Below are 23,145 nucleotides of genomic sequence, written 5' to 3' on the forward strand. Positions count from 1 at the left end.
CTCCTTCATAATTATAAACACTTCAATAATTCCTCTTGCATTGTAAAAATTTGCTCTGCCCCACCCTGAGCAACTAGTTTTCCTTTTCTTAAAATAATTATCTCATCTGCCAGATTTTTTGCCTGATAGAAATTATGGGTAACTAAGACAATACTTACTCCCTTTCTTACTTCTTCCTTAATAATCTCTTCAACTAAACCTATACTCTCGATATCAAGACTTGTATTGGGTTCATCTATAAAAATTAGCTCAGGCTCAGTAACTAAAGTCCTGGCAATAGATACCTTCTGTTGTTCACCACCAGATAGTTTTCTAGCATCTTTATCTTTCAAGTTAATTATCTTTAATCTATCTATAACCTGAGCAACCCGTTTTTGTATTTCATCTTTTCCCATCTTTCTATATTTTAACCCAAGAGCAATATTATCATAAACAGAGCCTCTATATAGTAAAGGTTTCTGCCAGATAAAACCTATCTTGCGGCGCACCTTTAAGCTATCTCTCTTATTTATTTTTTCACCCTGATAATATATCTCTCCAGTATTTTTTTCCTCTAATTGACTTAATATTTTAATCAAAGTTGTCTTACCACTTCCATTTGGCCCCATTAAGGCCAGAATACTACCATGTTTAATAGTTATTTCACTTATATCTAAAACTTTGTCCTTACCATAATACTTTATAATCTCTCTTCCAACCAGTAGTTCTGTCATCAGGCCCCACCTGCCTGAAAGCTGTGGAGTATAAAATTAATTATTAATGAGATAAACATAAGGATAATCCCTAAGGCAATTCCGAAACCAAATTCACCTTTAGTGGTCTCCAGAGCAATAGCAGTTGTTAATGTTCTGCTTACTCGTTTAATATTGCCACCAATCATCATGGAAACTCCAACTTCACCTATTACCCGTCCATAACCAGTTATAACCGCCCCCAGAACCCCAAACTTGATCTCCTTTAATAACATAAAAAGAGCTTGTTGTTGGGAGGCACCTAAAGATAACGCGGTAGCAACTACCTGGCTTTCAGAATTTTTAACTGTATTTAGGGTTAAAGTACTGATAATAGGTAAAGCCAGGATAACCTGTCCAATAATAATTCCTTTTGAAGTAAAAAGTAATTCCAGCTCACCTAAAGGACCTCGTCTGGAAATAAAAGCAAACACTAATATTCCTACAACTACTGCTGGTAAACTCAATAAGGTATTTAAAATAGTTATAACAACCCGTTTGCCTCTAAAATCATAATGTCCAATTAAAAATCCAATTGGAATACCTATAATTGAAGCTATTAAAGCAGAGAAAAAAGATGTGCTTATTGACAATAATGCAATTTGCATAACTTCCTGATCCATAGTTAGAATTAATTCCAGAGCATTCTTTATCCCGATTAAAATATATTCCACTAGAACTCTCCCTTTCTAAAAACAGTGACTAGTAACGTGTAACGAGCTTTAATTAGAGTAATAGAGAATAGAGTATTAGAGTTTCAGACTAAAATGATTGTTTTCACCTCTGCCTTTGTCCCTATACTCTACCACTAACCTCTATTACTCTCCACTCTATCTATTACAAGTTAAGTGGATTAAACAATCTTTCTCCAGAAACCGTAAAATCTCTAATAATCTCCTGTCCCTCTTTAGACATTATAAATTCTATAAATTCCATTGCTCCCTCATAGTTAATCCCTTTATGTTTTTCTGGATTAACAGCCATTATACCATAAAGATTATAAAACAATGGGTCTCCTTCAGATACAATCTCCAACTCAATCTTGTCCTTATAGGCTAAATAAGTTCCGCGATCAGCCAGAATATAAGCCTGTTTTTCATTAGCAATTGTTAAACTAGCTCCCATTCCCTGGCCGGTCTCTTGATACCAACTACCCTGGGGTTCAATCCCAGCTTCTTTCCAGATACTTAATTCTTTCTTATTGGTTCCAGAATCATCACCACGGGAAATAAAGGTTGCTTTTGCTGCAGCAATCTTTTTGAATACTGCTAAAGCATCTGAATTACCCTTTATATCAGCCGGGTCACTCTTAGGTCCAAGAACTATAAAGTCATTATACATTACTTCCCGCCGGTTAACCCCATAGCCATTATCAATAAATTCCAATTCTGCTGGTTTAGCATGTACCAATAGTACATCTGCATCCCCATTTCTACCTAATTCTAAAGCCTTCCCTGTGCCAACAGCAACTATATCCACTCTAATATTTGTACCCTTTTCAAAAGCAGGAATTAATTTGTCTAACAAACCAGAATTATCGGTACTGGTGGTTGTAGCCATAATTAATCTTTGGTCTTTCACACCACTAACATACCCTACAACAACTAAAGCCATTAAACAGACAAGTACAAATACAAGTGTCATTCTTTTCTTTGACATAATTATAAATCATCCCCTTAGCTAAATTATTAAATTATAAAAAAATAAGGACCAATACCTAACGGAAAGCAGATATCAATCCTTAATTTATATCTTCTTTCCAAACACGGGAGGCTGAAAGGTTTCCCTTTAAACCCAAACGACTAAATCACCATAGAATTTCCTCCTTAGGTAAAAAAGTTCGAAGATAAATATATTATTTTATCACAAATTATAGTAAATTATAATTTGAAAATTAGCAATTATCTATCAAAATTATAACAAACCCAACAATTTTAGTCAAAAATTATCGATTCATAGCATTATTAGCATAATATTGAAAATTTAAGTATATTAACAGCTGGTAACCTTTCTAATTTTCTATCATACAAAGTTTTTATGGACAACAAGATAAAAAAATCATAAGCTTACAACCTCATAATCTTGCGCAAATAAATCAGCATAAAGAATTTTATTCCTTAACAATTCACCCCTACCAATAAGTATTTTTAATGTTTCACTTACTTGAACAGAAGCAACAAAGGCCGGAGTAAAAGAAGGATTTCCTAATTTCTTTTCTATTCCCTCCATATTTTTTTCGGCATATAACATATCCAGAGTCCTATCTCCTGGGAAAATAGTTGTAACCTGTCCATACCAACCAGCAATAGCTCCATGAACCAGTATTATCCTCAACTCATAAACTAATTCCTGTAAAAGCAGTCTGGTAGCTATGTTATCTACAGCATCAATAATAACATCATGTCCTTTCAAAATTTCAATTCCATTATCATTATTTATATTTTGAGAAATCGGCATAAAGTTTATCAAAGGATTGACCAAAGCTATTCTCTCTTTGGCAATCTCTGCCTTGTTTTTTCCAATAACATTAGAATCAGATAATAACTGTCGATTAAGATTTGTTTCATCAAATATATCTCCATCTACTGCTGTTATATTTCCTACACCAAGCCTTGCCAGCATTTCAATAACATATCCCCCAAGACCACCACACCCGATCACACATACTTGACTATTTTTTATTTTTTCAATTTCTGATTCTGAGAGCATAGTCATATTTTTTAGATACCTTTTTTCCATCTTATCCCCCTCCAACAGGAGGAAATAAAGAAAGATAATCCCCCTCATGAAGCCTAGCATCAAATTTTCCATCCCTACCATTTATTAATAAAAGGGCTACATCCTCTTGTTTTATTTTAAATATATCCAACACTTTACTCACAGTGGTATTTTCTTCTACTTCCATCTCCAGTACTTTATCTCTTCCATCTCTCAATGTCGCAAATAATCTGATCTCTACTTTCATCATCCTCCACCTCCTAAGGGCAAATTATATACTTTCTACTCCACAGACAGTCGGCACAGGAAGGGCTCCCAGTATAACAATCAGTGCTTGTATCCTTAACCAGATCACATCCTTCTGCATAATCACAATCAATACAGGAAGGGTATCGATTATTACTGATAATAGAGCGGAAATTACTGTATTCGCTACTTTCCCAGATCTCCTTCAAACTCTGATCATGCAAATTACCAAATGAATGTTTTAAAACTGTTTTTTTCCTGCCAAATACATATTCCTTATAAGTATGTGATAACCTGTAACAGGGAACAACTTCACCAGAAGCACTAATAAAAGCTGCTTTATCTTCGATAAAGGTGCATCTTCTTTCTGTCTTTAATTCATAGTTTGGGAGTATTAAATTTATTCCCTTTCTAAAGGAATAATTACTAGCTTTATTAAATAAAGACTTGATTTCTTTATTCTCATAGCGAGTATAGAGAATTTTATCTGCATTTTCTTCCTTTTGCGGTAATAAATTTGATAATACTAATTGATGGACCTTTAATTCACTGGCTAGATCTATCAATCTAAAAATATCGTCAACATTATTTTTCGAAATAACAAACTGGATACCAAGATAAAGAGTACTACTTTTTTTCTTTTCTTTCAATTCATTAATTTTATTAATATTATTAACAACAAGATCTAAATTTGTTCCCCGGATTTTCGAAAAATTCTCATGTAAACCATCAATTGAAACCATAATCAGATTAACATACTGAATAATCAAATTAACTAAAGTATCATCCATTTTTATAGCGTTAGTAGTCAATGTTAAATTATAATTCCCTAGTTCTTTAATAGCTTTATAAATTAGAGGTGCATAGGTAGGCTCTCCAATTCCTCCCAGAACAATGGATTTAAGTCTATCCAAACCATTTATTTCCTTTTTTATCTTCGCAAATAATTCTCTGTTCATATCCTGTAATTTTTCACTCCAGGAATGTCTGTAACACATTACACAATTTAAATTACATTTATTGGTAAGTTCAAGATAGAGTTTCTGTAAGGACATATTATCAACCTTCCTGCTACCATTTTAAACATTGACATTTAATAATTAAAAAAATATCATAAAGGCCTCAAGTAGAAGCCTTTATGGTATTGTTAGTATTTTTATCTATGCTAACCCTAATTCCTTAAGCTTCTCTGAAGTAGGTATTCCATCAGTGCCCCAGCCCCTGACTTCATAGTATTGGGGAAGGAGTTCATCTAATTTGTGTACCCATCCCTTGGAAGGGCCATCTTTAATGGGTTCATTTAGTAATCTCTTAGGTAATGTATCCTCTGAAGGGTCAATTCCTGCTTCCAGGTTAAACATTTTTTCAAGGTTCCATATCCTTTCACCAGCCTGTATAAAATCATCTCCAGTCAAACTAGTACCACACACAGCATTGACCAGAGCAGCATAATCTTCTGCCCCCATGGCAAAAGAAGTAAAGAGACACAGTCCAGATGAATCAATAGCTGCAGTAAAATCCTGAAATATTTTAGCCCAGGTTGGTTTTCCTTCCAGAGTAAATCTATCAAGTTTTTCAGGAAGTCCTAAGATCTCAGGGGAAATCATATAACCTCTAACATGGCAGCCACCTCTATTAGAAGTAGCATATTGTACCCCATGGCCCTGTATACCCCTAGGATCATAAGCAGGCAGTTCCTGTTTTTTAACTGTCATTGAAATTTCTGGAACACCATACATTTCACAAAGTCTGTAAGACCCTTGAGCCATCTTAGCTCCCAGTCCCTCAGTATCAGCCATCTTCTTTGTCCATTCTATAATCGCTTCATTATTTCCCCAGGCAAGTTCAGGTGCTCCAGCTAATTCTTCTTCTTTAATATATCCTTTATCATATAACTCCATAGCTGCAGCAATTGTAGAACCAGCAGAAATGGTATCGATTCCTATTTCATTACACCAATAATTGGCTTTAATAATATCACCAAGGTTAGATACTCCACAATCAGAGCCAAAAGCCCAGACAGTTTCATACTCAGGTCCAGCACCTTCAATATCATCAACTTCACAATACCTACCACAAGCTATTGGGCATCTAAAACAAGGATCTTTCTTTTTTAGATATTTATCTGCTAAAGTCTCGCCACTGATTTCTTCAGCCTGATCAAAAGTACTATACTGGAAATTATTGGTTGGAAATACACCATTCTCATTGATAATATTAACCAACACAGCTGTACCATAAGCTGGTAGTCCCTGTCCGGTAACTCCATTTTCTTTTATTTTTTTCATACAGACAGAGAAAACTTCTTTAAGTTTGTCAGGCTCTGCTATATCAACTTTATTATTTCCTTTAACTACTATAGCTTTAAGATTTTTTGAGCCCATTACAGCACCAACACCAGAACGTCCTGCAGCTCTACCCAGGTCATTCATAATAGCTGCTATTTTGGAAAGATTTTCACCAGCAGGTCCAATAGTCGCAACTTTTACTTTTTCTCCATGTTCTTTTTCTAAAACATGGGTAGTCTCGGAAACAACTTTTCCCCAGAGATGAGAGGCATCTTTAATTTCAACCTTATCATCAACAATATTAAGATAGACAGGTGAATCAGCCTTTCCTTCAAAAATAATAGCATCATAACCGGCAAATTTAAGTTCAGCACCCCAGTATCCACCTGAGTTAGAACTAGCTACAGTACCTGTTAGAGGCGCTTTAGTTACTACCATATACCTTCCACCAGTTGGTGTACTGGTTCCTGTTAACGGGCCAGTAATAAAAATCAATTTATTCTCTGGACTTAAGGCATCAACTTTAGGGTCAACCTCATCCATCAGCATTTTGGTACCTAATCCTCTACCACCAATAAATTTCTGTGCCAGGTCAATGTCCAGTTCTTCATTTTTTACTGTTTTGTTGCTCAAATTGACTCTTAAAATCTTACCATTATATCCATACATAATATACCCTCCTTCAAATAAGTATCATATATATTTAAATATGCAATCTTCATGCCAATAAAAAAAACCCTTTAATACAAAGGGTTTCAAAGGACAAAATAATATATATTTAGATATTGTTCTGTATTGATACATATCAAAAAGTTTTTGGTGTTATATATTGGAACATTGCTCCATAACAGAACAGTCTATTTTATAATTTTCTATTTTTCTATAAAGGGTATTCCTGCCTATATTTAAAGCCTTAGCACTTTTACTGATATTTCCATCATACAAATTAAGCACTTTGATAATATGCTCTTTTTCCACAGCTGCCAAACTTAAATCTTTGCCTATTTCAGCACTTGCATCTTTTAGAACAGAGGTTTTAAAACTAATCCCTGATTTTTTTGATAATACAGTTTTCCTTCCACCAATCTTATCTGGAACAGATTCCATATTAATCATCCACTCTACTAAATTTTCAAGTTCTCTTACATTGCCAGGCCACTCATATTCTACCAGAGTTTTAATAAACTCCTCAGAAGTTTTTACACTTCTCTTGTTCATTTTTTTTGATTTCGTTTTCATAAAAAATTCAAATAAAAGTGGAATATCCTCTTTTCGTTCTCGTAAAGGTGGAAGTCTTACAGGCAGAACATTGAGTCTATAGAACAAATCCTTACGGAAATTCCCATTTTGAACCTCTTTATATAAATCCTTATTAGTCGCTGCAATAACTCTAACATTTACAACATTTTCCTTAATGCTTCCTATTCTACTCACTGTATCTTCTTCAATCACCCGCAGTAATCTAGTTTGCATATCAAGGGGCATCTCACCAATTTCATCAAGAAAAATTGTTCCTCCATCAGCTATTTCAAACTTTCCAGGTTGTCCACTGCTTTTGGCACCAGTAAAAGCCCCTTCTTCATATCCGAATAATTCAGATTCAATCAAATTTCTTGGTATAGCACCACAGTTTATTGCCACAAAAGGTTCTTGACTTCTATTACTACAGTTATGAATAGCCTGAGCAAAAAGCTCTTTACCTGTACCACTCTCACCCATAATTAGAATATTTGATCTACTATCTGAGACCTTTTTAGCAAATTTAACCATCCTTTGAAAATCTTCGTCTTTGCCAATTATTTTATCAAAGGTATAGATAGCCTGACGTCCCATAATTTTATTAGCCAGTTTCCTCACCTTTTTTACTTCTTTAAAAACAAAAATAATATTCCTTACATTCTCTTCGTAGTCCAGTATAGGATAGGTACTTAAATTAAACTGAAGCTTATTTTTTCTAGCATTTACAAAAACCTCTTCTTCCATAAAATTCTGTTTTGCAGAAACTGTAGTTTTAACCTCTTCCCAGCCTTCAAATAAATCCCAGATCTTCATTTTCCTCATTTTATCTGATTTATATCCAAACATATCTGCTACATAACTGTTAACAGTTATAATATTTCCAGCTAGATCAACTGTTAGAATCCCTGCTTTTATAGAATCAATAACAGTTTCGGTATACATTTTCGCCATAGATAGTTCTTCGGTATATTTTTTTATTTCCAACATTTTTTCGATGGCATTGGCAGCTGCCACAACCATACCAAGAGTATGTGAATGAACACTTTCACTATAACCGGTTAAATCAAGGGAAGCAATAATCTCACCTTTAGTATTTCTTATCGGTGTAGCAGAACAGGTCCAACGATGATAGACCTTTATAAAGTGCTCTTTACCAGAAATCTGGACTGCTTGACCTTCTACTAAAGCTGTCCCCATAGCATTTGTCCCAATATTAACTTCATCCATATATGCCCCAGGTATCATTTTAAAAGAAAAAGCCTCAGAAAGAATATCTTCATCTCCAATTACACTTAAAATACAACCCTCTTCATCAGTTAATATTGAAAAAAAATTAGATCCTTTCACAAAATTATATAATTGATTCATAAAAGGCTCTGCCGTAACAATTAATTCTCTTTTTGCTTCAAGTTTTTCGAAAAGTTCATTTTCATCAATGATTTTGCCGCTAAATACTCGATCAACATTAACATTATAATCCTTGCACCTTTTATGAGAATTTATTATATATTCTTTTTTATCTGATAAATTTAGGTTATTCATTAAAATTTCACTCCCTTTTATTTAAATAACCTTTATATTATAATTTAATTATAACATGCATAATATAAATCATCAAAAAACATTCTCCACTCCTTATGTTAAAAACTAAATTAATTTATCATTCTCTACAAAGAAAAATAATGCCTTACTAGTATAAGACATTATTAACTGTGATTTTATTACCTTCTCTTTCCGGATATATGTCAAAAAATTCCAGCTATTATATCCTATTTAGGTTTAGCTGGTTCAACATTCACCTTATTTCCCTTAATATAATTATCCTTCATAATATTTAAGACATGGGCACCCATTTCACTGGGGACTTCAACAAAAGTAAAGTTATTATAAACATCAATAGCCCCTATTAGTTTTCCTTCCAGATCTGTTTCCCCGGCAATTGCCCCCACAATATGTCTAGGACTGATCTTATCCTTCTTACCTATATTAATAAACAACCTGACCATACCTGGTTCTGCACCAGTATCCCCAAAATTATCTCTATAATCATTCTCTTCTTCTTTTTCATCTGTTAAAGACATTTTTAGTAATCCAGCTGCAAGTTCTATTGCTGTATAATCATCTTCAAGCAAACCTTCAATAATTTTGGTATGTTTCCCTAAATGTTCTTTTTCTATATAATTTTTTAAACTACTAACAAATTTTTCGATCTGTACTTCTTCTATATCATTAAGTGAAGGTATATTTTGGCGCTCAATTTTTATCTTAGTATATTTTTGTATATCACGCAGTTTATAAATGTCTTTACCGACAACAAAGGTATAGGCGGTACCCGTCTTACCCGCTCGACCTGTCCTGCCAATTCTATGGACATAATAATCAGTATCCTGAGGAAGGTCATAGTTAAAAACAGCTTCCACATTATCTACATCAATACCACGGGCTGCTACATCTGTAGCAACTAAATGCTCTATAATACCATTCCTAAATTTATCCATTACCCGATCTCGCTGGTTTTGATTCATACCACCGTGTAAAGCATCTGCAAGATATCCCCTGGCCTGAAGCTGTATATTCAATTCATCAACCTGTTTCCTTGTATTACAAAAAATCAAGGATAACTGAGGGAGGTGCATATCAATTAAACGTGTTAAAACCTTTAGTTTATCTCCCCTTTTAATTTCATAATAATATTGTTCAATACTAGGTGCTGTTAAATTTTCGTGAGCTATTCTTATTAATTTTGCATCCTTTTGATACCTTTTACCCAGATTAATTATTGTTTTAGGTATTGTAGCAGAAAAAAATAAAGTCTGCCTATCCTGTGGAATATCCTCTAATATTTTTTCAATATCATCAATAAAGCCCATATCTAGCATCACATCGGCTTCATCTAATACAAGAAAATCGACACCAGATAACTGTAATGTACCCCTTCGCATATGATCCATCACCCTACCAGGGGTACCAATAATAACCTGTACTCCCTTTTTTAAGACCTTGATCTGTCTTTTAATAGATTGTCCACCATAAACAGGTAGAGTATGTAAATTCCGTTTGTATCTGGCCAATCTCTTTAATTCTTCAGCAACCTGAATTGCTAATTCCCTGGTAGGACATAATATAATCGCCTGTGGATTTTTATTATCCGGGTCAACCCTTTCTAATAAGGGTATCCCAAAAGCTGCTGTCTTTCCTGTTCCTGTTTGCGCCTGTCCTATAATATCTCTGCCCTCTAGTGCTGGCGGAATAGCATTTGTTTGTATGGGGGTAGTTTCTTCAAATCCCATGTCTTCTATTGCCTTTAATACATCCCTGGATATCTTTAGTTCTTCAAATTTAATTTTTTTCAAATCCAATTTCACTTCCTTTTTATTCTTTATTATATGTAGTATTTCATTTTCTATCTAAGAAATAAAAACCCTGACTACAAAGATATAGTCAGGGAATAGTTGCTATATTTTAAAGGCATTATTTACTTTATAATGTAACAACATTTGCAGCCTGTGGACCACGGTCACCATCAACAATCTCAAATTCAACTTCCTGGCCTTCTTCCAGGTTTTTAAAACCATCTTGTTGAATCGCAGAAAAATGTACAAAAACATCATCATCACCAGAATCTCTTTCAATAAAACCGAAACCTTTTTGATCATTAAACCATTTTACCTTACCATTGTAAATCATTAAATTGAATTCCTCCTATATTTTCCCTGGGTAATTCTTAACAAATTTTTAATACCCAATGTCAATAAGTATAATATAATAAATCCTTTATGTCAAGAAGAAACTGCAAATTTATGAATAAATTCAATAGTCTTAACAACATTTATCTTTTTTCAGCTATTTTCTGGCAAAATGCCGCCGCAATCTCCCTGTCAAATTGTGAACCAGCATTATTCAGGATCTCTTCCAGAGCCTCCTTAATTGTAAAAGGGACTTTACGATAGGGTCTAACAGTAGTCATCGCATCAAAAGCATCAACAATAGAAACAATTCTAGCTGCCAGAGGGATCTCTTCTCCCCTTAATTTATAGGGGTAACCATTACCATCCCACCTTTCATGGTGGTAACTAATAATATCCAGTATTTCTTTATTGTTAAGGTGTTCCTGCAGCATTTCAGTACCAAAGATTGGGTGTCTCTTTATTATTTCAAACTCCAGATCATTTAAACACCCCGGTTTATTTAAAATAAGATTGTCCACCTGTACTTTCCCCAGGTCATGTAAAAGAGCACCATATTTAATTATCCTTATTTCCCGCTGGCTTAATCCCAGATGTTCAGCCAGCATAATGGCCAACTGACATACCCTTTTAGAATGGCCCCGTAAATATTCATTTTTGTTTTTAATTACAGTTAACATTTTCCTTACCTTGAACAACTGCCTCTTCCTGATAATCATTAATTACTTCCTCCCCTATAAAGTAAAGTGATTAGTTCATTCATTTAATCGAGAACAATTATCAATTCTTCAAATTATTATTTCTTATACTTAAACAGACTTTTAGGTTTTTAAGATTAGTGATTTATAACAACTTTATTTAATCCTTAAAGTAATTATCTAATATATTATATCATAAACTGGAAATATTTTATTATAATATATACTAAGTTAATGACACATTTTGAGTAAATTTAGTTATAGATTAAGTAGTCTGGCACAGAATAACACATTCTTAGGCATATTATTTGAAAAAACAACGAAAAAATCCAGGACAAAATATACCCTGGATTTTTAACTTATTCAACTATTAATTATTTGATTTAAAGTCAATAATATTTATATCCTGAACTGATCAACTGTCCGGGAGAGTTCCTGGGCCATCTCAGCCAACTGTCTGGCTAAAGAAACAATCTCTTCAGTTGCCGCAAGCTGTTCCTCACTGGAAGCTGCTACTTCTTCTGAATTGGAAGCAAATTCTTCACTAACTGAATTAATATTTTCTGTGGTTTCTTCTACATTATTACTATATTCATTCATATTAGCAACATTTTCAGAAATATTTTTAAGCTGTTCTTTGAGATTTACGGTGTGTTCCTCTATAACACTAAATATCCCACCCGTATTATTAATTGACTCAACACTCACTTCCACCAGTTGAACATTATTATCCATCTCTTCAACAGCCCCTAAAGAATCTGACTGAACCTGTTTTACCAGATTAGTAATTTCATTGCTTGCCTTAGCCGACTCTTCAGCAAGTTCCCGTATTTCATCAGCAACTACACTAAAACCCCTGCCTGCCTCACCAGCCCGGGCTGCCTCAATTGCTGCATTTAAAGCCAGTAAATTAGTCTGTTCAGCTATACCACTAATAAGTTCCACAATTTGCTCAATCTCTCTGGATCTCTCTCCCAGGGTATTAATGGTTTTAGATACTCCCAGGGTATTTTCCTTCATTTCATTAATATTACTAACAGATTCCTGTACTGAACTGATCCCCTGCTCTAATTTATCAGTTAACTCAACTGCATTACTACTTAATTCATTAGTACTTATATCTACTCCCTTGATGCTGTCACTTAATTTCTTAACATTTGAGCTTGTTTCCTCTACCCTGATTGACTGCTTCTCAGCACCACTGGCTACGTCCTGTATCGAAGTACCAACCTGTTCAGCAATCTCTCCCACCTGTTCACCTGAGGCAGACAGTTCCTGACTGGATGCAGCCACCTGGTCAGAGATATTAACTACCTGAGCAATCATTGTTTTTAAGCCACTGAGCATATTATTTAATGATTCTCCCAGCTTGCCTATTTCATCTCTTGATACTACCTCTAATTTAGCGAGACGCAGGTTTCCTGTTGATATTGCCTGTGCAAAGTCAGCAGCCTTAATAATAGGCTTAGTAACATAATTACCCATTATAAACGCAACTACTATACCAACTAATACCGTAATAATTATACTTATTACCGCCCCCCGGACAATATCAACCACTGGTTGAAAAGCCTCTTTAGCAGTAAGCTGTACTACCACACCCCAACCCGTTTCTTTTACTGGTAAATAAGCTGCCAGTTTATTATCACCCTCATAGCTGTATTCACTGATACCCGTTTTTCCCTCAATAGCTGCTTTAACTGGAGCTAAATGAGAGGCATCAAGCATGTTACTTACTAGTTCTTCATCAGGATGGGCTATTACTTTACCATTATTTTCCACTATAAATCCATAGCCTGTCTTCCCCGGTTTATAATTAGCCGCAAGTTCACTTAATACCTCCAGATCTATACTGCACGCAATCACCCCAACAATTCTACCATTGTTTCTGACCGGTCTTGCATAAACAACTATTGGAACCTTACGGCTGCCTGATATAATAACATTAGAGAAGTTGGCCTCTCCCCTGATAGCCTTTTGCATATATTCCCTGTTTGAGCGGTCATCAAGGTCACCGACAGTTTTATAGATCTGCCTCCCGGCCCTATTCATAACATATAGATTGGCAATATAGGGGTTACCATCTGTTATAGGGTCTAAGACACCCTTAATTCTTTCAGGATCCATCTCCTTTACCCCAGCTGTCTCTACAATTGAATCAACAGTTATCCGGGTATTAGTTATCATAGAATCAACTGTATCCTCAAGACCTTCAGCTAATTTCATATTATCATTATATATCTGCTTATTTATTAAAGCCCGTTCTTGATTTATAGTAATAATACCATATATGATTAGGGGTGTTATCATTAAAAAGACCAGGATTAAAAATAATTTTGTTTTAAAACTCTCCAATACTTTCATTATATGTACCTCCATTTCATATTATATTCCTCTGCTGTATTGTATTGAACGTTTTTATTATCTTTTAACCACGCTGATCTTTCATGACCTGATAAATAAACTTATCAATTTTTTGACTCACCTCCAGTACTTTTGGTGAAGTAAGAGTTAGCTTCATAACCTCATCTTTGACCTGATTTTTAAGGGTATTGATTTTATTTAATGTAGGGTCGTTCCTTTCGTCTATCACATCTATTTTCCTCCTATTATTTTAGGTTTTAAAATTTATTATAAATACAATTCTCGAATTATCTAATACCTTTAAAGTTTATTTGCTAGTTTAATTTCTATGTATTATTTCTGTTACTATTGTACCATAATATTTTGAACAAATTATCAAATTTAACCAATTATTTTGACACATTCTGAGTTGTTATGTTAAAAAATCTACTAATAAATAACAATTGATTAATATTGTGACTAATTTTGTTTTTTTCGTATAAAAAATTTCTATATAATGATGATATTAGTTTATAAGGGGGCAAAAACATGAATTCATTTTCATTTCGATTAAAAAATTTAAGAAAAGAAAAAAATATATCACAGGAAAAATTAGCAAATGATCTAGGGTATTCCCGGTCCACTATTGCCAATTACGAACAAAATACCAGACTGCCTTCAGCTGATGTTTTGACTAGAATTGCAGACTATTTTGAAGTTTCTTTAGATTACCTGCTAGGGAGGTCAAATATACGCTTAAGTCTGAAGGACTACCTAACACATAACACCCCAAGCATTCTGTTATTTATTGACTTTGAAAGTGGTAAAATCATTGAGCACAGCCCAGCTGCTCTATCATACTATGGTTATACCCGCGAACAATTTCTTAATAAAACAATCTTTGATTTACATACCCATCCCAGGGGGGAGATCAAAATATTAATCGATGAGGCACACAATAAAAAACAGCAGGTCTTTTATTCTAAACATAGATTAGCTAATGGTGAGATCAGAGATGTTAAAATAACTATAACCAGCTTAACTATTAATAGTAAAATCATCATAACCTTTTTAATTCAGGATATAACTGATTTTAGAAAAGAAAACATCTTTACTAATATACTCGATTCTTTACTGCTTACTCTGGGAAAAACTAACTTATATAAAACACCTTATAAAAAAAATCATTCTGAACATGTAGCTGCCCTTGCCTATGAAATAGGCAAACTCCTATCTCTACCAGCTTATAGACTTAATGCCCTGAAGATTGCTGCCTTACTCCATGATATTGGAGAATTGAATATCCCTTATGATATTCTAAACAAACCATCTGGTTTAACAGAAAATGAATTTAATCTTATCAAAGAGCATCCTCAGTTTAGTTATGACATAATCAACAATATCCCTTTTGAACAACCAGTAGCAAAAATTGTATTACAACACCATGAAAGAATAGATGGCTCAGGTTATCCCAGGGGCTTAAGTAATAGCAATATACTCATTGAAGCAAAAATATTGGCGGTTGCTGATGTTGTTGATGCTATCACCTCAGACCGGCCATATAGACAGGCCCTGGGAATAGACTATGCCTTAAATGAATTAAAAAGAAACAGCAGGATAAAATATGACCCGGATGTAGTTGAGGCCTGTCTTAAATTGTTTAAAAATAAGTTGTTTACATTTAAAAATAAAAAACTAAAATAATTACCATAATTAAAAGGCTAAATTCAGGAAATAACTAAAGAAGAGTAAGAAAAGGGAGGTGAAACTAAATGAGTGTAGGCAAACAACTCCATCAAACCCTGGCCTCTCTCCGTAGTGCCAAGACTGATATGGAGACCTATGCCTTATCAACTGAAGATAAAGACGCTCAGAAACTCTATGCCGATTGTGAAAACCAACTGGAAAATATGATCAATAGTTTTGCTGGCAGGGTAAATTATGTTGAAGAACAGGAACCACAGTATAATGTAAAAAAACAAATACAGGAAAATAATCAACAAAAATCCTGAAAATTTAAATGTTGAACCCACAAAGGAGACTTATCAAGTGATAAGTCTCCTTCTTTCTAATTTAAGTCCTTAGCTATTTTATTAATTCTAATGAAATACCAATTCCCAGTAGAGTAAAAAAAACAGAAAAAGGGGTATCCACAGTAATTGATACTGAAAGTCTTTATATATCAGATTATAAAGATACCTACCTAATTTATCTAAATACCTATTAACTCTGTTAAACAGGATATCAAGTGATGGTGTTTGCTGCTTTTTTATCTTAAAGCAATTAAAGACCTTAAGAATAAATACAGCAGGCAGCAGGTAGAAGATCACCTCAAAAAAGCCAGTTTTGAAATTATACCTGAAATCTATATCCTTTATTATTTTTACAATTAGTTCACCATAAAGCCCTACTGTTAAAAGTAATACAATAATTATAAATAGGGAAAGATATTCAAACTTTCTAAGCTGATATTTATTTCGGGCTCTACTTGATTCCCTCTGTCTTCTAGCAAGCAGATCCCTGAAAATACCCCAGTACAAAAAACGCAGGGCATATAAAGCAGTTAATAGACTGGAGATAAATAAGAGTATTGAGAAAAATTGTCCGCTATCAATTCCATGTTTTATCAGATGTTTACTATTATACCCGGCCAGTAGGGGAATCCCCATCAGGGAACTAAAACTTATGATGATACTTAAACAGCTTACTGTCTGTCTCTGCCAGGCATCTTTGAAATCATAGATACATCTACTCCCATATTCCTCAATTAAACACCCATTAGTTAAAAACAAAGCTGTTTTGGCCAAACCATGAGCAATAATATGCAAAATACTACCTAGATAAGCATAGCTAACCCCACTTCCAATGCCAATTGCTATATACCCTAACTGACTGATTGAACTATAGGCCAGCAAAACTTTATAATCAATTGCTAAAAGGGCCTTTATCCCACCATAGAAAACCATTAAAAAGCCCAGGATTAGTAGTAAATTACTCCCTTCTGGAATAATCTTTAAGTAAGTAATAAAACCAAGTTTTACTACCCAGCCAGATAGTACAGCACTTACCGGAACCGGTGCCTGAGAATGAACTGGAGGCAGCCAGAAATGCAAACCAAAAATAGCACTCTTCATTCCCAGACCCAGAATAAGTAAATTTTGCAGCCAGACCTCTTTGATGGGCATTATCTCACTATACCCGGCATTAATAGCCAGCAGTATGGCATATAACAAAATACTACTACCTAAAAACTGAACAATAAAATACTGCCCAGCCAGTCCCCTCCCTTTCCAGAGTAACATTAAACTGGTTGAAACACTCACCATTTCCCAACCTATCAGGAGAATCAACCACCTCCTGCTAAATATTACAATTAAAAAAGAAAGGATATAAATAAAATTCAACAGATAATATTCCTTCCGCTTTGTTTTAATACTAAGCCTGGCCAGAGACATAGTTAAGGCTGTCAGTAAGATGCCTGTTATTCCAAAAATAAGATTTAAACTATCTATTTTAAAATTCATCTTAATAATCTCAGACATAGAATCCTCCCCATATTTACATAATACAAAGCTCTTAATCTGCTTTTATGAGCTACATCAACAATATCCAGAGAAAAAGTATTACTAAAAATATTGGTATCCATAACAATTGATACTGGAAGTCCTGGTATACTAAATTATAGATAAATTGCCCATTTTTAAATAATATCCTGTTGATATTATTAAATAGTTTATCCAATGTTGGTCCAGTACCATGGGGGATTTTATTCCAGGAGATACCCTTTAAAATCAATATTGAAGCCACTGTAAAGGCTGAAATCTCCAGAAAACCCTTTAAGAAGTTATACTGAAATTCTATTTTCTCAAACATATTAATAATCGTCCTGGAGTAAAAACCTAAGGAAATAAGCAGTACTATAATCATAGTTAAAACAAGATACTCACTTTTTCCTATCTGTTCAGAAGATAGTTTGGAATCCCTTTTTTCCCTGGATATCAGATCACGAAAAATACCCCAGTATAAAAACCGTACTGAATATAAAGCAGTCAACAGGCTCGCTGCATAGAGAATAATACTAAAGAAAAGCCTGTTCTCAAAACCATATTTGATAAGATACTTACTATTAAAACCAGCCAGAACAGGAAAACCCATTAAAGATGCAAAACTAATTAAGATACCCAGGCTGGTCATTTTATACCTGGACCACATATCCTTAAATTCATAAATACTGCTGCTGCCATATCCTTTAATTAAATTAGCACTCCCCAGAAAAAGCCCGCTTTTAGCCAGACCGTGGGCGATTATATGTAAGATACTCCCCAGATAACCATAGATAGTCCCACTACCAATTCCAATAGCAATATAACCCAGATGACTGATTGAACTATAGGCCAGTAAAACCTTATAATTACTAGCCATCAGGGCCTTTATACCTCCATAAAAAGCCATCAATAAACCCAGTACTAATAAAAGATTATTTCCCTCAGTAATCAGTTTCAACATGGTGATAAAACCTAATTTAACAACCCAGCCTGATGAGACAGCATTAAAGATTACAGAAGCCTGAGAATATATAGCCGGAAGCCAGCAATGCAGCCCAAAGATAGCACTCTTCATCCCCAGGCCAAAAATAAATAGATTCTGCAGCCAGGTATCACCAATAGCTTGAATCTCAGTATATCCCTGACTAATAGCCACTAAAATAATCAGTAATAAAAAACTACTTCCTAAAAACTGAACTATAAAATACTGGGTTGCTAACTCCTTCCCACGCCAGATAAGCATCAAACTGGTAGTAATCGTAACCATTTCCCAGGCTACAAAGAAAACCAACCAGTCCTGACTAAATATAACAATTAAAAAAGAAAAAACATAAGTAAGATTTAAAATTAAATATTCCCTACGTTTTATCTCTATATCTGTCCAGGCAAATAAGATTGTAAAAACAGTCAATAATACCCCAGCAATAGCAATAATCAAGTTTAAACTACTGAAAACAAAGCTGCTCATAATCCCTGCCATATTAAGCCCTCCTCAATAGATTCTGGACAATGGCTATTACTGGTTGAGTAAACAACCAGTAAAAAATACCGCTGACAAGCATGATTATTGTAAAGATATAGGCAACACCAGTAACAATTTTCTCCCTGTAGAAAACCGACAACACCAGACTGAGTTTCCTGGGTTTTATACCCCTTTCATAATCCAGTAAGTTATATCCCCTAAAAATATAACGCAGATAATAGAATAAAGAAATCACACTTAAAATAATGATCAAAAAGGCTGCAAAATAATAACCTGACTCAATAAATCCTTTTAAAATATAATATTTACTAAAAAACCCGGGTAAGGGAGGAACACCAACCATCCCCATAGCTGCTATAATAAAGGCAATAAAAATACCCTGATTTTTATAGGCAATACCATTGAAATCAGCAATATGATGACTATCAGCATATTGTAATAAATACCCTGCAATGATAAAAAGGGTCGTCTTCATCAAGAGATGACTGAAAACATGTAATAAACCACCAGCTAAACCGCTTACTGTGTTAAGAGCCAGGGCAGCGGCAATCATACCGATATGACCTATAGTTGAAAAGGCCAGCAGCCTCTTTAGATCATCTTCTTTAAAGGCCAGTAAGTGGCCTAAAGTACTGGAAAAAAGCCCTAAATATATAATGAAATTATGCAGTCCAACGTTTGATAATAAAGCAAAGCCAAAAACAGGCCAGAACAATCGCAGGAAAATATAGATAAATACTTTTAGTAACACACCTGATAATAAAGCACTAATCGGCCCCGGACAGGCACTATGTGCCTTGGGTAACCAGAAATGAAAAGGGAAGATACCTGATTTAATAAATAATGAGGTCAGGAAAAATACTATAATAGCCATCATCAGGTTTGGATTGATTTTCCCAACATGGGCAGCAATACTTTCCATATTGAGTGTTCCAAGACTAAAGTAAATTAAAAATACAGCTATCAGGAAAAACAAACCCCCAACAACTCCATAAAAAAGATACTTAAACGCAGCCTCAGCACCTTCACGGTTCCTTTTAAAAGCCACCAAGGCAGCTGAAGTTACCGTTATTAATTCGATAAAAACATATAAATTAAAGAGGTCGCCGGTCAGAATCGCCCCCTGCATCGCTCCTGAAACCAGAAAAAGCAGGACATAGTATTTGCCTTCATGATGACCGATAAACCCAATAGAATATAATATAATTAAAAACATACTTAAGCAAATCAATAGTGAAAAAAAGAGGCTTAAGCCATCCATCACAATCGTAATACCTAAAGATGAAGCCCACCCCCCTAGCAAATACTTAATTAAAAAATCTCCCCTAATTACTGCCTGGTAATTGTTTGTCAAAAGCAGTATGGCAACTATCAACTCCCCTGCAGCCGATGAAATAACCAGTAATTTCCTGACCTTGATATATATTATATCGATTAGGGGAATTAGAAAGGCTGTAATCAACGGTATTAATATTAAAAGCAGAACATTTAATTCCATCAGTCACGCAACCCCTTTAATATATCCAAATCTATAACATTCGCATATTTATTTATCTCTATAATTAGGGTCAGCAGAAAAGCTGTTGTACTGGCCCCAATTACAATACCAGTTAAGATAAGGGCCTGTGGTAAAGGATTTACCACAGCAACTGCCTTACTACCAGTTTTCAAAATTGGGATAACCCCTTCTCTGTAATTAAGAGCCATAACCCAGAAAAAAGTTGCAGCCTCCATTATATTTAAACCAATAACCAGTTTTATTAGATTCTTTTTAACCAATATTGTATAGAAGCCCAGCATAAAGAGTAAAAGAAAAACCAGATTATATATCAAGATTTCAACTCCTCTTCTACATAGGTTTTTTGTATCATACTATAGAAAATAATAGCCAGTCCAGCACCTATCTTAAAACCTATACCAATATTTATGTAGGGAATAACCCCTGCACTTATTAGCCTCCCTGGTTCATTAATTAAGGGATTCACATTGGCCAGGAAATATCCCTTTAAAACCAGACCCAGCCCACCAATAAATAGAAATAACAGGGCACCTCCAGTCTCCAGTAATGTCTTGGTTTTAGGGGGATATTTTCTATAATCATAGGCACTTCCATAGACAATACTCAGGATGATAGAAATAGTACTGAGGATAACTCCACCCTGAAAACCACCACCAGGGGATAAATGTCCATGGGTAATGACATATAAACCAAATAAAAATATAAATGGAGCCAGAAAACCAAAGGTGTTTTTCACAATAAATGATAAACCCTGAGAGGATACAGGGAGTGTTTTAAAAGACAGCAAAAGAACAATGGCACTAACTGTAGCAAATATAACAGTACTCTCACCCAGGGAGTCAAAAGCCCTATAATCATAGAGTATAGCTGTAACCAGGTTCAAAGAACCTGTTTCTTGTAAACCCTTAGTAATAATGTGCTCAGCTGTACTATCCACAACTATCTCCTGTTCAGGTATAAAATGAAAACTAAAAATTAGTAAAACACTTAGTAAAATCAGGAGTAAAATGACAATAGAATTCTTCAATTAATCACCCTCCCTGGAGACATGGTTTTTCCTGCCTGATCTGACCTGACTAATTGCCGCCATAAAAATCGCTGTATTCAAACCTGAACCAATCACAGCTTCAGTCAGAGCCACATCAGGGGCTTTATACAGGAGATAGAGTGCTGTCAGAGCAAATGAAAAAATAGAAAGACAGATAATAGAGATTAATTCTTCTTCAAATATTACTGCCAGTAAGGCTGCAAAGACCATTAAAGCAATCAGCAAGTATTCCAGAAAAATCATTTTTCTCCCCTCTCAAGATAATCTGCATATTCATCAACACTCCTCACCCTGGGTAAGGCTACCTTCTGCTGATAAGAAGACCTGGCAATAGAGTGGGTGGCCATAGGGTTTGAAATCAAGAAAAATAAACCTATCAGGATAATTTTTATACTTAGAAATAATTCCCAGACATAAACTGCCACACCAAAGGTTACTAAAACAGCACTAATAGTCAAAACTACAGCAGCGGCATGTATTCTGATATAAACATCAGGAAACCTGATTAAACCTATTACCGTGATAATCGCAAAAACTCCGCCAGCTCCCATCAGCAGATATGAAATAATCTCCCTGATTAACATTATTTATACAGCTCCTTATGTTCAAAAAACTTAGCAAAAATCAATATATCTACAAAAAATAAGACAGCATAGGCTAAAACTATATCAACCAATAGTCCAATATCATAATATAAACCTAAGAGCAACATAACCAGGGCCAAAAATATCCCTATCGTATCTGCAGCTATCAGCCTGTCAGTTATTGTCGGACCAATTATCAAGCGGTATAAAATAAGAAAGGCCAGTATCACAAAGAAAATAGCTAATCCTAAGATCATTTATAGATCACACCCAGCCATCTTTCAAACCTGGCAATAATTGCCTTTCTGGCCTCAGCCTCTTCCCTGGTATTTACATCTATCCAGTGGATATAGTAAGCCCTCTCTGCCCTATCAAAATCAATGGTTAACGTACCTGGAGTCAGGGTAATTAAATTAGCCAGAACAGTAATAGCAGAAACATTATTTAACTTTGTCTTCACTTTTACTATACCAGGGGAAAAAGAAGGTGATTTTTCAAAAACGTGTTTTGATACCTTTAAAGCCGAGATTACTGCTTCATAAAAAAAGACTGGGATAAAAAGAAAAGTCAATAAGCCTTTCCGCAATGCCCCCAGAAGGCCTATCCTCTGCTCTATCCTCTGGTAAAGCATATCCCCAAAAAGAACCGTAGTAAGGAGTGAAGCTGCTATCCCCACTACTATAACATCTAAAGAAGACCTCCCGGCAAAGATAAGCCAGACTATCAAAAAAGAAATAAAGGTAAATATTTTTTTAATCATATATTACCCCCTTAATTGTGCCATATATTAATTCTAATTTAGAAATGACTAAAATAACTATGTTTCTATTTTCTAGATAAAACAGCAGATTCCTGCTTTTATTTTCAGCATAATAAATAGCACTACATATGATATTTTTTTATAAGGATTTTTAAAAAAAGCAGCATATTTTTTGACATAAGCAGATAACTTTGATATAGTCAATAACGGTATGTAAGCTGACTAAACACTTATTCTACCACTATAAACCTGGATAA

24 protein-coding genes and 1 riboswitch are annotated in these 23,145 nt (G+C 34.5%); of the genes, 2 read left to right on the top strand and 22 right to left on the bottom strand.

Annotated elements, in window-relative coordinates; translation table 11 throughout:
- Positions 1-11 precede the first annotated feature (11 nt).
- The 13 genes from D7D81_RS16240 to D7D81_RS16300 form a co-directional block, all read right to left on the bottom strand.
- Entirely contained in the window at positions 12-713 is a 702-nt protein-coding gene (locus tag D7D81_RS16240; protein WP_125991080.1) for an energy-coupling factor ABC transporter ATP-binding protein, read from the bottom strand.
- Positions 713-1,405, bottom strand: a complete 693-nt coding sequence (locus D7D81_RS16245; RefSeq protein WP_286169831.1) for an ABC transporter permease — start codon at positions 1,403-1,405, stop codon at positions 713-715. The genes D7D81_RS16240 and D7D81_RS16245 overlap by 1 nt, the downstream gene beginning before the upstream one ends.
- A gap of 163 nt (positions 1,406-1,568) precedes the next feature.
- Positions 1,569-2,390: an ABC transporter substrate-binding protein gene (locus tag D7D81_RS16250; RefSeq protein WP_286169832.1), complete on the bottom strand. Its 822-nt coding sequence runs from the start codon at positions 2,388-2,390 to the stop codon at positions 1,569-1,571.
- 77 nt (positions 2,391-2,467) lie between these two features.
- Positions 2,468-2,589: riboswitch (molybdenum cofactor riboswitch) on the bottom strand.
- Positions 2,590-2,789: 200 nt separating this feature from the next.
- Entirely contained in the window at positions 2,790-3,470 is a 681-nt protein-coding gene (locus D7D81_RS16255; protein WP_125991081.1) for a HesA/MoeB/ThiF family protein, read from the bottom strand.
- Position 3,471: 1 nt separating this feature from the next.
- Entirely contained in the window at positions 3,472-3,696 is a 225-nt protein-coding gene (locus D7D81_RS16260; RefSeq protein WP_125992304.1) for a MoaD/ThiS family protein, read from the bottom strand.
- 13 nt (positions 3,697-3,709) lie between these two features.
- Positions 3,710-4,750, bottom strand: coding sequence for a tungsten cofactor oxidoreductase radical SAM maturase (locus D7D81_RS16265; RefSeq protein ID WP_125991082.1), 1,041 nt, complete (start codon positions 4,748-4,750; stop codon positions 3,710-3,712).
- A gap of 105 nt (positions 4,751-4,855) precedes the next feature.
- Positions 4,856-6,652, bottom strand: coding sequence for an aldehyde ferredoxin oxidoreductase family protein (locus D7D81_RS16270; protein ID WP_125991083.1), 1,797 nt, complete (start codon positions 6,650-6,652; stop codon positions 4,856-4,858).
- Positions 6,653-6,805: 153 nt separating this feature from the next.
- Complete coding sequence (locus D7D81_RS16275) at positions 6,806-8,764, bottom strand: sigma-54-dependent Fis family transcriptional regulator (RefSeq protein WP_125991084.1); 1,959 nt, start codon at positions 8,762-8,764, stop codon at positions 6,806-6,808.
- A gap of 227 nt (positions 8,765-8,991) precedes the next feature.
- A complete protein-coding gene (locus tag D7D81_RS16280) occupies positions 8,992-10,575 on the bottom strand; it encodes a DEAD/DEAH box helicase (protein WP_125991085.1) in 1,584 nt (527 codons plus the stop codon).
- A gap of 127 nt (positions 10,576-10,702) precedes the next feature.
- Positions 10,703-10,906: a cold-shock protein gene (locus D7D81_RS16285; protein WP_205739462.1), complete on the bottom strand. Its 204-nt coding sequence runs from the start codon at positions 10,904-10,906 to the stop codon at positions 10,703-10,705.
- 145 nt (positions 10,907-11,051) lie between these two features.
- The gene (locus D7D81_RS16290; protein WP_125991087.1) at positions 11,052-11,627 is read right to left on the bottom strand and encodes an HD-GYP domain-containing protein; all 576 of its coding nucleotides are present in this window, start codon (positions 11,625-11,627) and stop codon (positions 11,052-11,054) included.
- 378 nt (positions 11,628-12,005) lie between these two features.
- Positions 12,006-13,970, bottom strand: coding sequence for a methyl-accepting chemotaxis protein (locus D7D81_RS16295; protein ID WP_164522312.1), 1,965 nt, complete (start codon positions 13,968-13,970; stop codon positions 12,006-12,008).
- 64 nt (positions 13,971-14,034) lie between these two features.
- Positions 14,035-14,199: an aspartyl-phosphate phosphatase Spo0E family protein gene (locus tag D7D81_RS16300; RefSeq protein WP_164522313.1), complete on the bottom strand. Its 165-nt coding sequence runs from the start codon at positions 14,197-14,199 to the stop codon at positions 14,035-14,037.
- Positions 14,200-14,498: 299 nt separating this feature from the next.
- Between D7D81_RS16300 and D7D81_RS16305 the strand changes: the two genes are divergently transcribed.
- A complete protein-coding gene (locus D7D81_RS16305; protein WP_125991090.1) occupies positions 14,499-15,653 on the top strand; it encodes an HD domain-containing phosphohydrolase in 1,155 nt (384 codons plus the stop codon).
- Between the two features lie 68 nt (positions 15,654-15,721).
- The gene (locus tag D7D81_RS16310) at positions 15,722-15,961 is read left to right on the top strand and encodes a DUF1657 domain-containing protein (protein WP_125991091.1); all 240 of its coding nucleotides are present in this window, start codon (positions 15,722-15,724) and stop codon (positions 15,959-15,961) included.
- Positions 15,962-16,048: 87 nt separating this feature from the next.
- On the opposite strand, the gene D7D81_RS16315 is transcribed toward D7D81_RS16310, so the two are convergent.
- Genes D7D81_RS16315 through D7D81_RS16355 form a run of 9 tightly spaced genes read right to left on the bottom strand, consistent with a single transcriptional unit; the run spans position 16,049 to position 22,888 of the window.
- The gene (locus tag D7D81_RS16315; protein ID WP_125991092.1) at positions 16,049-17,491 is read right to left on the bottom strand and encodes a complex I subunit 5 family protein; all 1,443 of its coding nucleotides are present in this window, start codon (positions 17,489-17,491) and stop codon (positions 16,049-16,051) included.
- 52 nt (positions 17,492-17,543) lie between these two features.
- Positions 17,544-18,974, bottom strand: coding sequence for a complex I subunit 5 family protein (locus D7D81_RS16320; RefSeq protein WP_125991093.1), 1,431 nt, complete (start codon positions 18,972-18,974; stop codon positions 17,544-17,546).
- A 1-nt stretch (position 18,975) separates the two neighbouring features.
- Positions 18,976-20,475, bottom strand: coding sequence for a complex I subunit 5 family protein (locus D7D81_RS16325; RefSeq protein WP_125991094.1), 1,500 nt, complete (start codon positions 20,473-20,475; stop codon positions 18,976-18,978).
- Positions 20,475-20,810: a sodium:proton antiporter gene (locus D7D81_RS16330; RefSeq protein WP_125991095.1), complete on the bottom strand. Its 336-nt coding sequence runs from the start codon at positions 20,808-20,810 to the stop codon at positions 20,475-20,477. The genes D7D81_RS16325 and D7D81_RS16330 overlap by 1 nt, the downstream gene beginning before the upstream one ends.
- The gene (mbhE, locus tag D7D81_RS16335; RefSeq protein WP_125991096.1) at positions 20,807-21,523 is read right to left on the bottom strand and encodes a hydrogen gas-evolving membrane-bound hydrogenase subunit E; all 717 of its coding nucleotides are present in this window, start codon (positions 21,521-21,523) and stop codon (positions 20,807-20,809) included. Before mbhE ends, D7D81_RS16330 begins: the two co-directional genes overlap by 4 nt.
- Complete coding sequence (locus D7D81_RS16340; protein WP_125991097.1) at positions 21,524-21,787, bottom strand: Na(+)/H(+) antiporter subunit B; 264 nt, start codon at positions 21,785-21,787, stop codon at positions 21,524-21,526.
- Positions 21,784-22,128 carry a monovalent cation/H(+) antiporter subunit G gene (mnhG, locus tag D7D81_RS16345; protein ID WP_125991098.1) on the bottom strand — a complete coding sequence of 115 codons (345 nt, stop codon included), beginning with the start codon at positions 22,126-22,128 and terminating at the stop codon, positions 21,784-21,786. Before mnhG ends, D7D81_RS16340 begins: the two co-directional genes overlap by 4 nt.
- Positions 22,128-22,385, bottom strand: coding sequence for an MrpF/PhaF family protein (locus D7D81_RS16350; protein WP_125991099.1), 258 nt, complete (start codon positions 22,383-22,385; stop codon positions 22,128-22,130). Before D7D81_RS16350 ends, mnhG begins: the two co-directional genes overlap by 1 nt.
- Entirely contained in the window at positions 22,382-22,888 is a 507-nt protein-coding gene (locus D7D81_RS16355; protein ID WP_125991100.1) for a Na+/H+ antiporter subunit E, read from the bottom strand. The genes D7D81_RS16350 and D7D81_RS16355 overlap by 4 nt, the downstream gene beginning before the upstream one ends.
- Positions 22,889-23,145 lie beyond the last annotated feature (257 nt).

It is taken from the genome of Halocella sp. SP3-1, from assembly GCF_003953885.1.
Taxonomy (GTDB): domain Bacteria; phylum Bacillota; class Halanaerobiia; order Halanaerobiales; family DTU029; genus Iocasia; species Iocasia fonsfrigidae.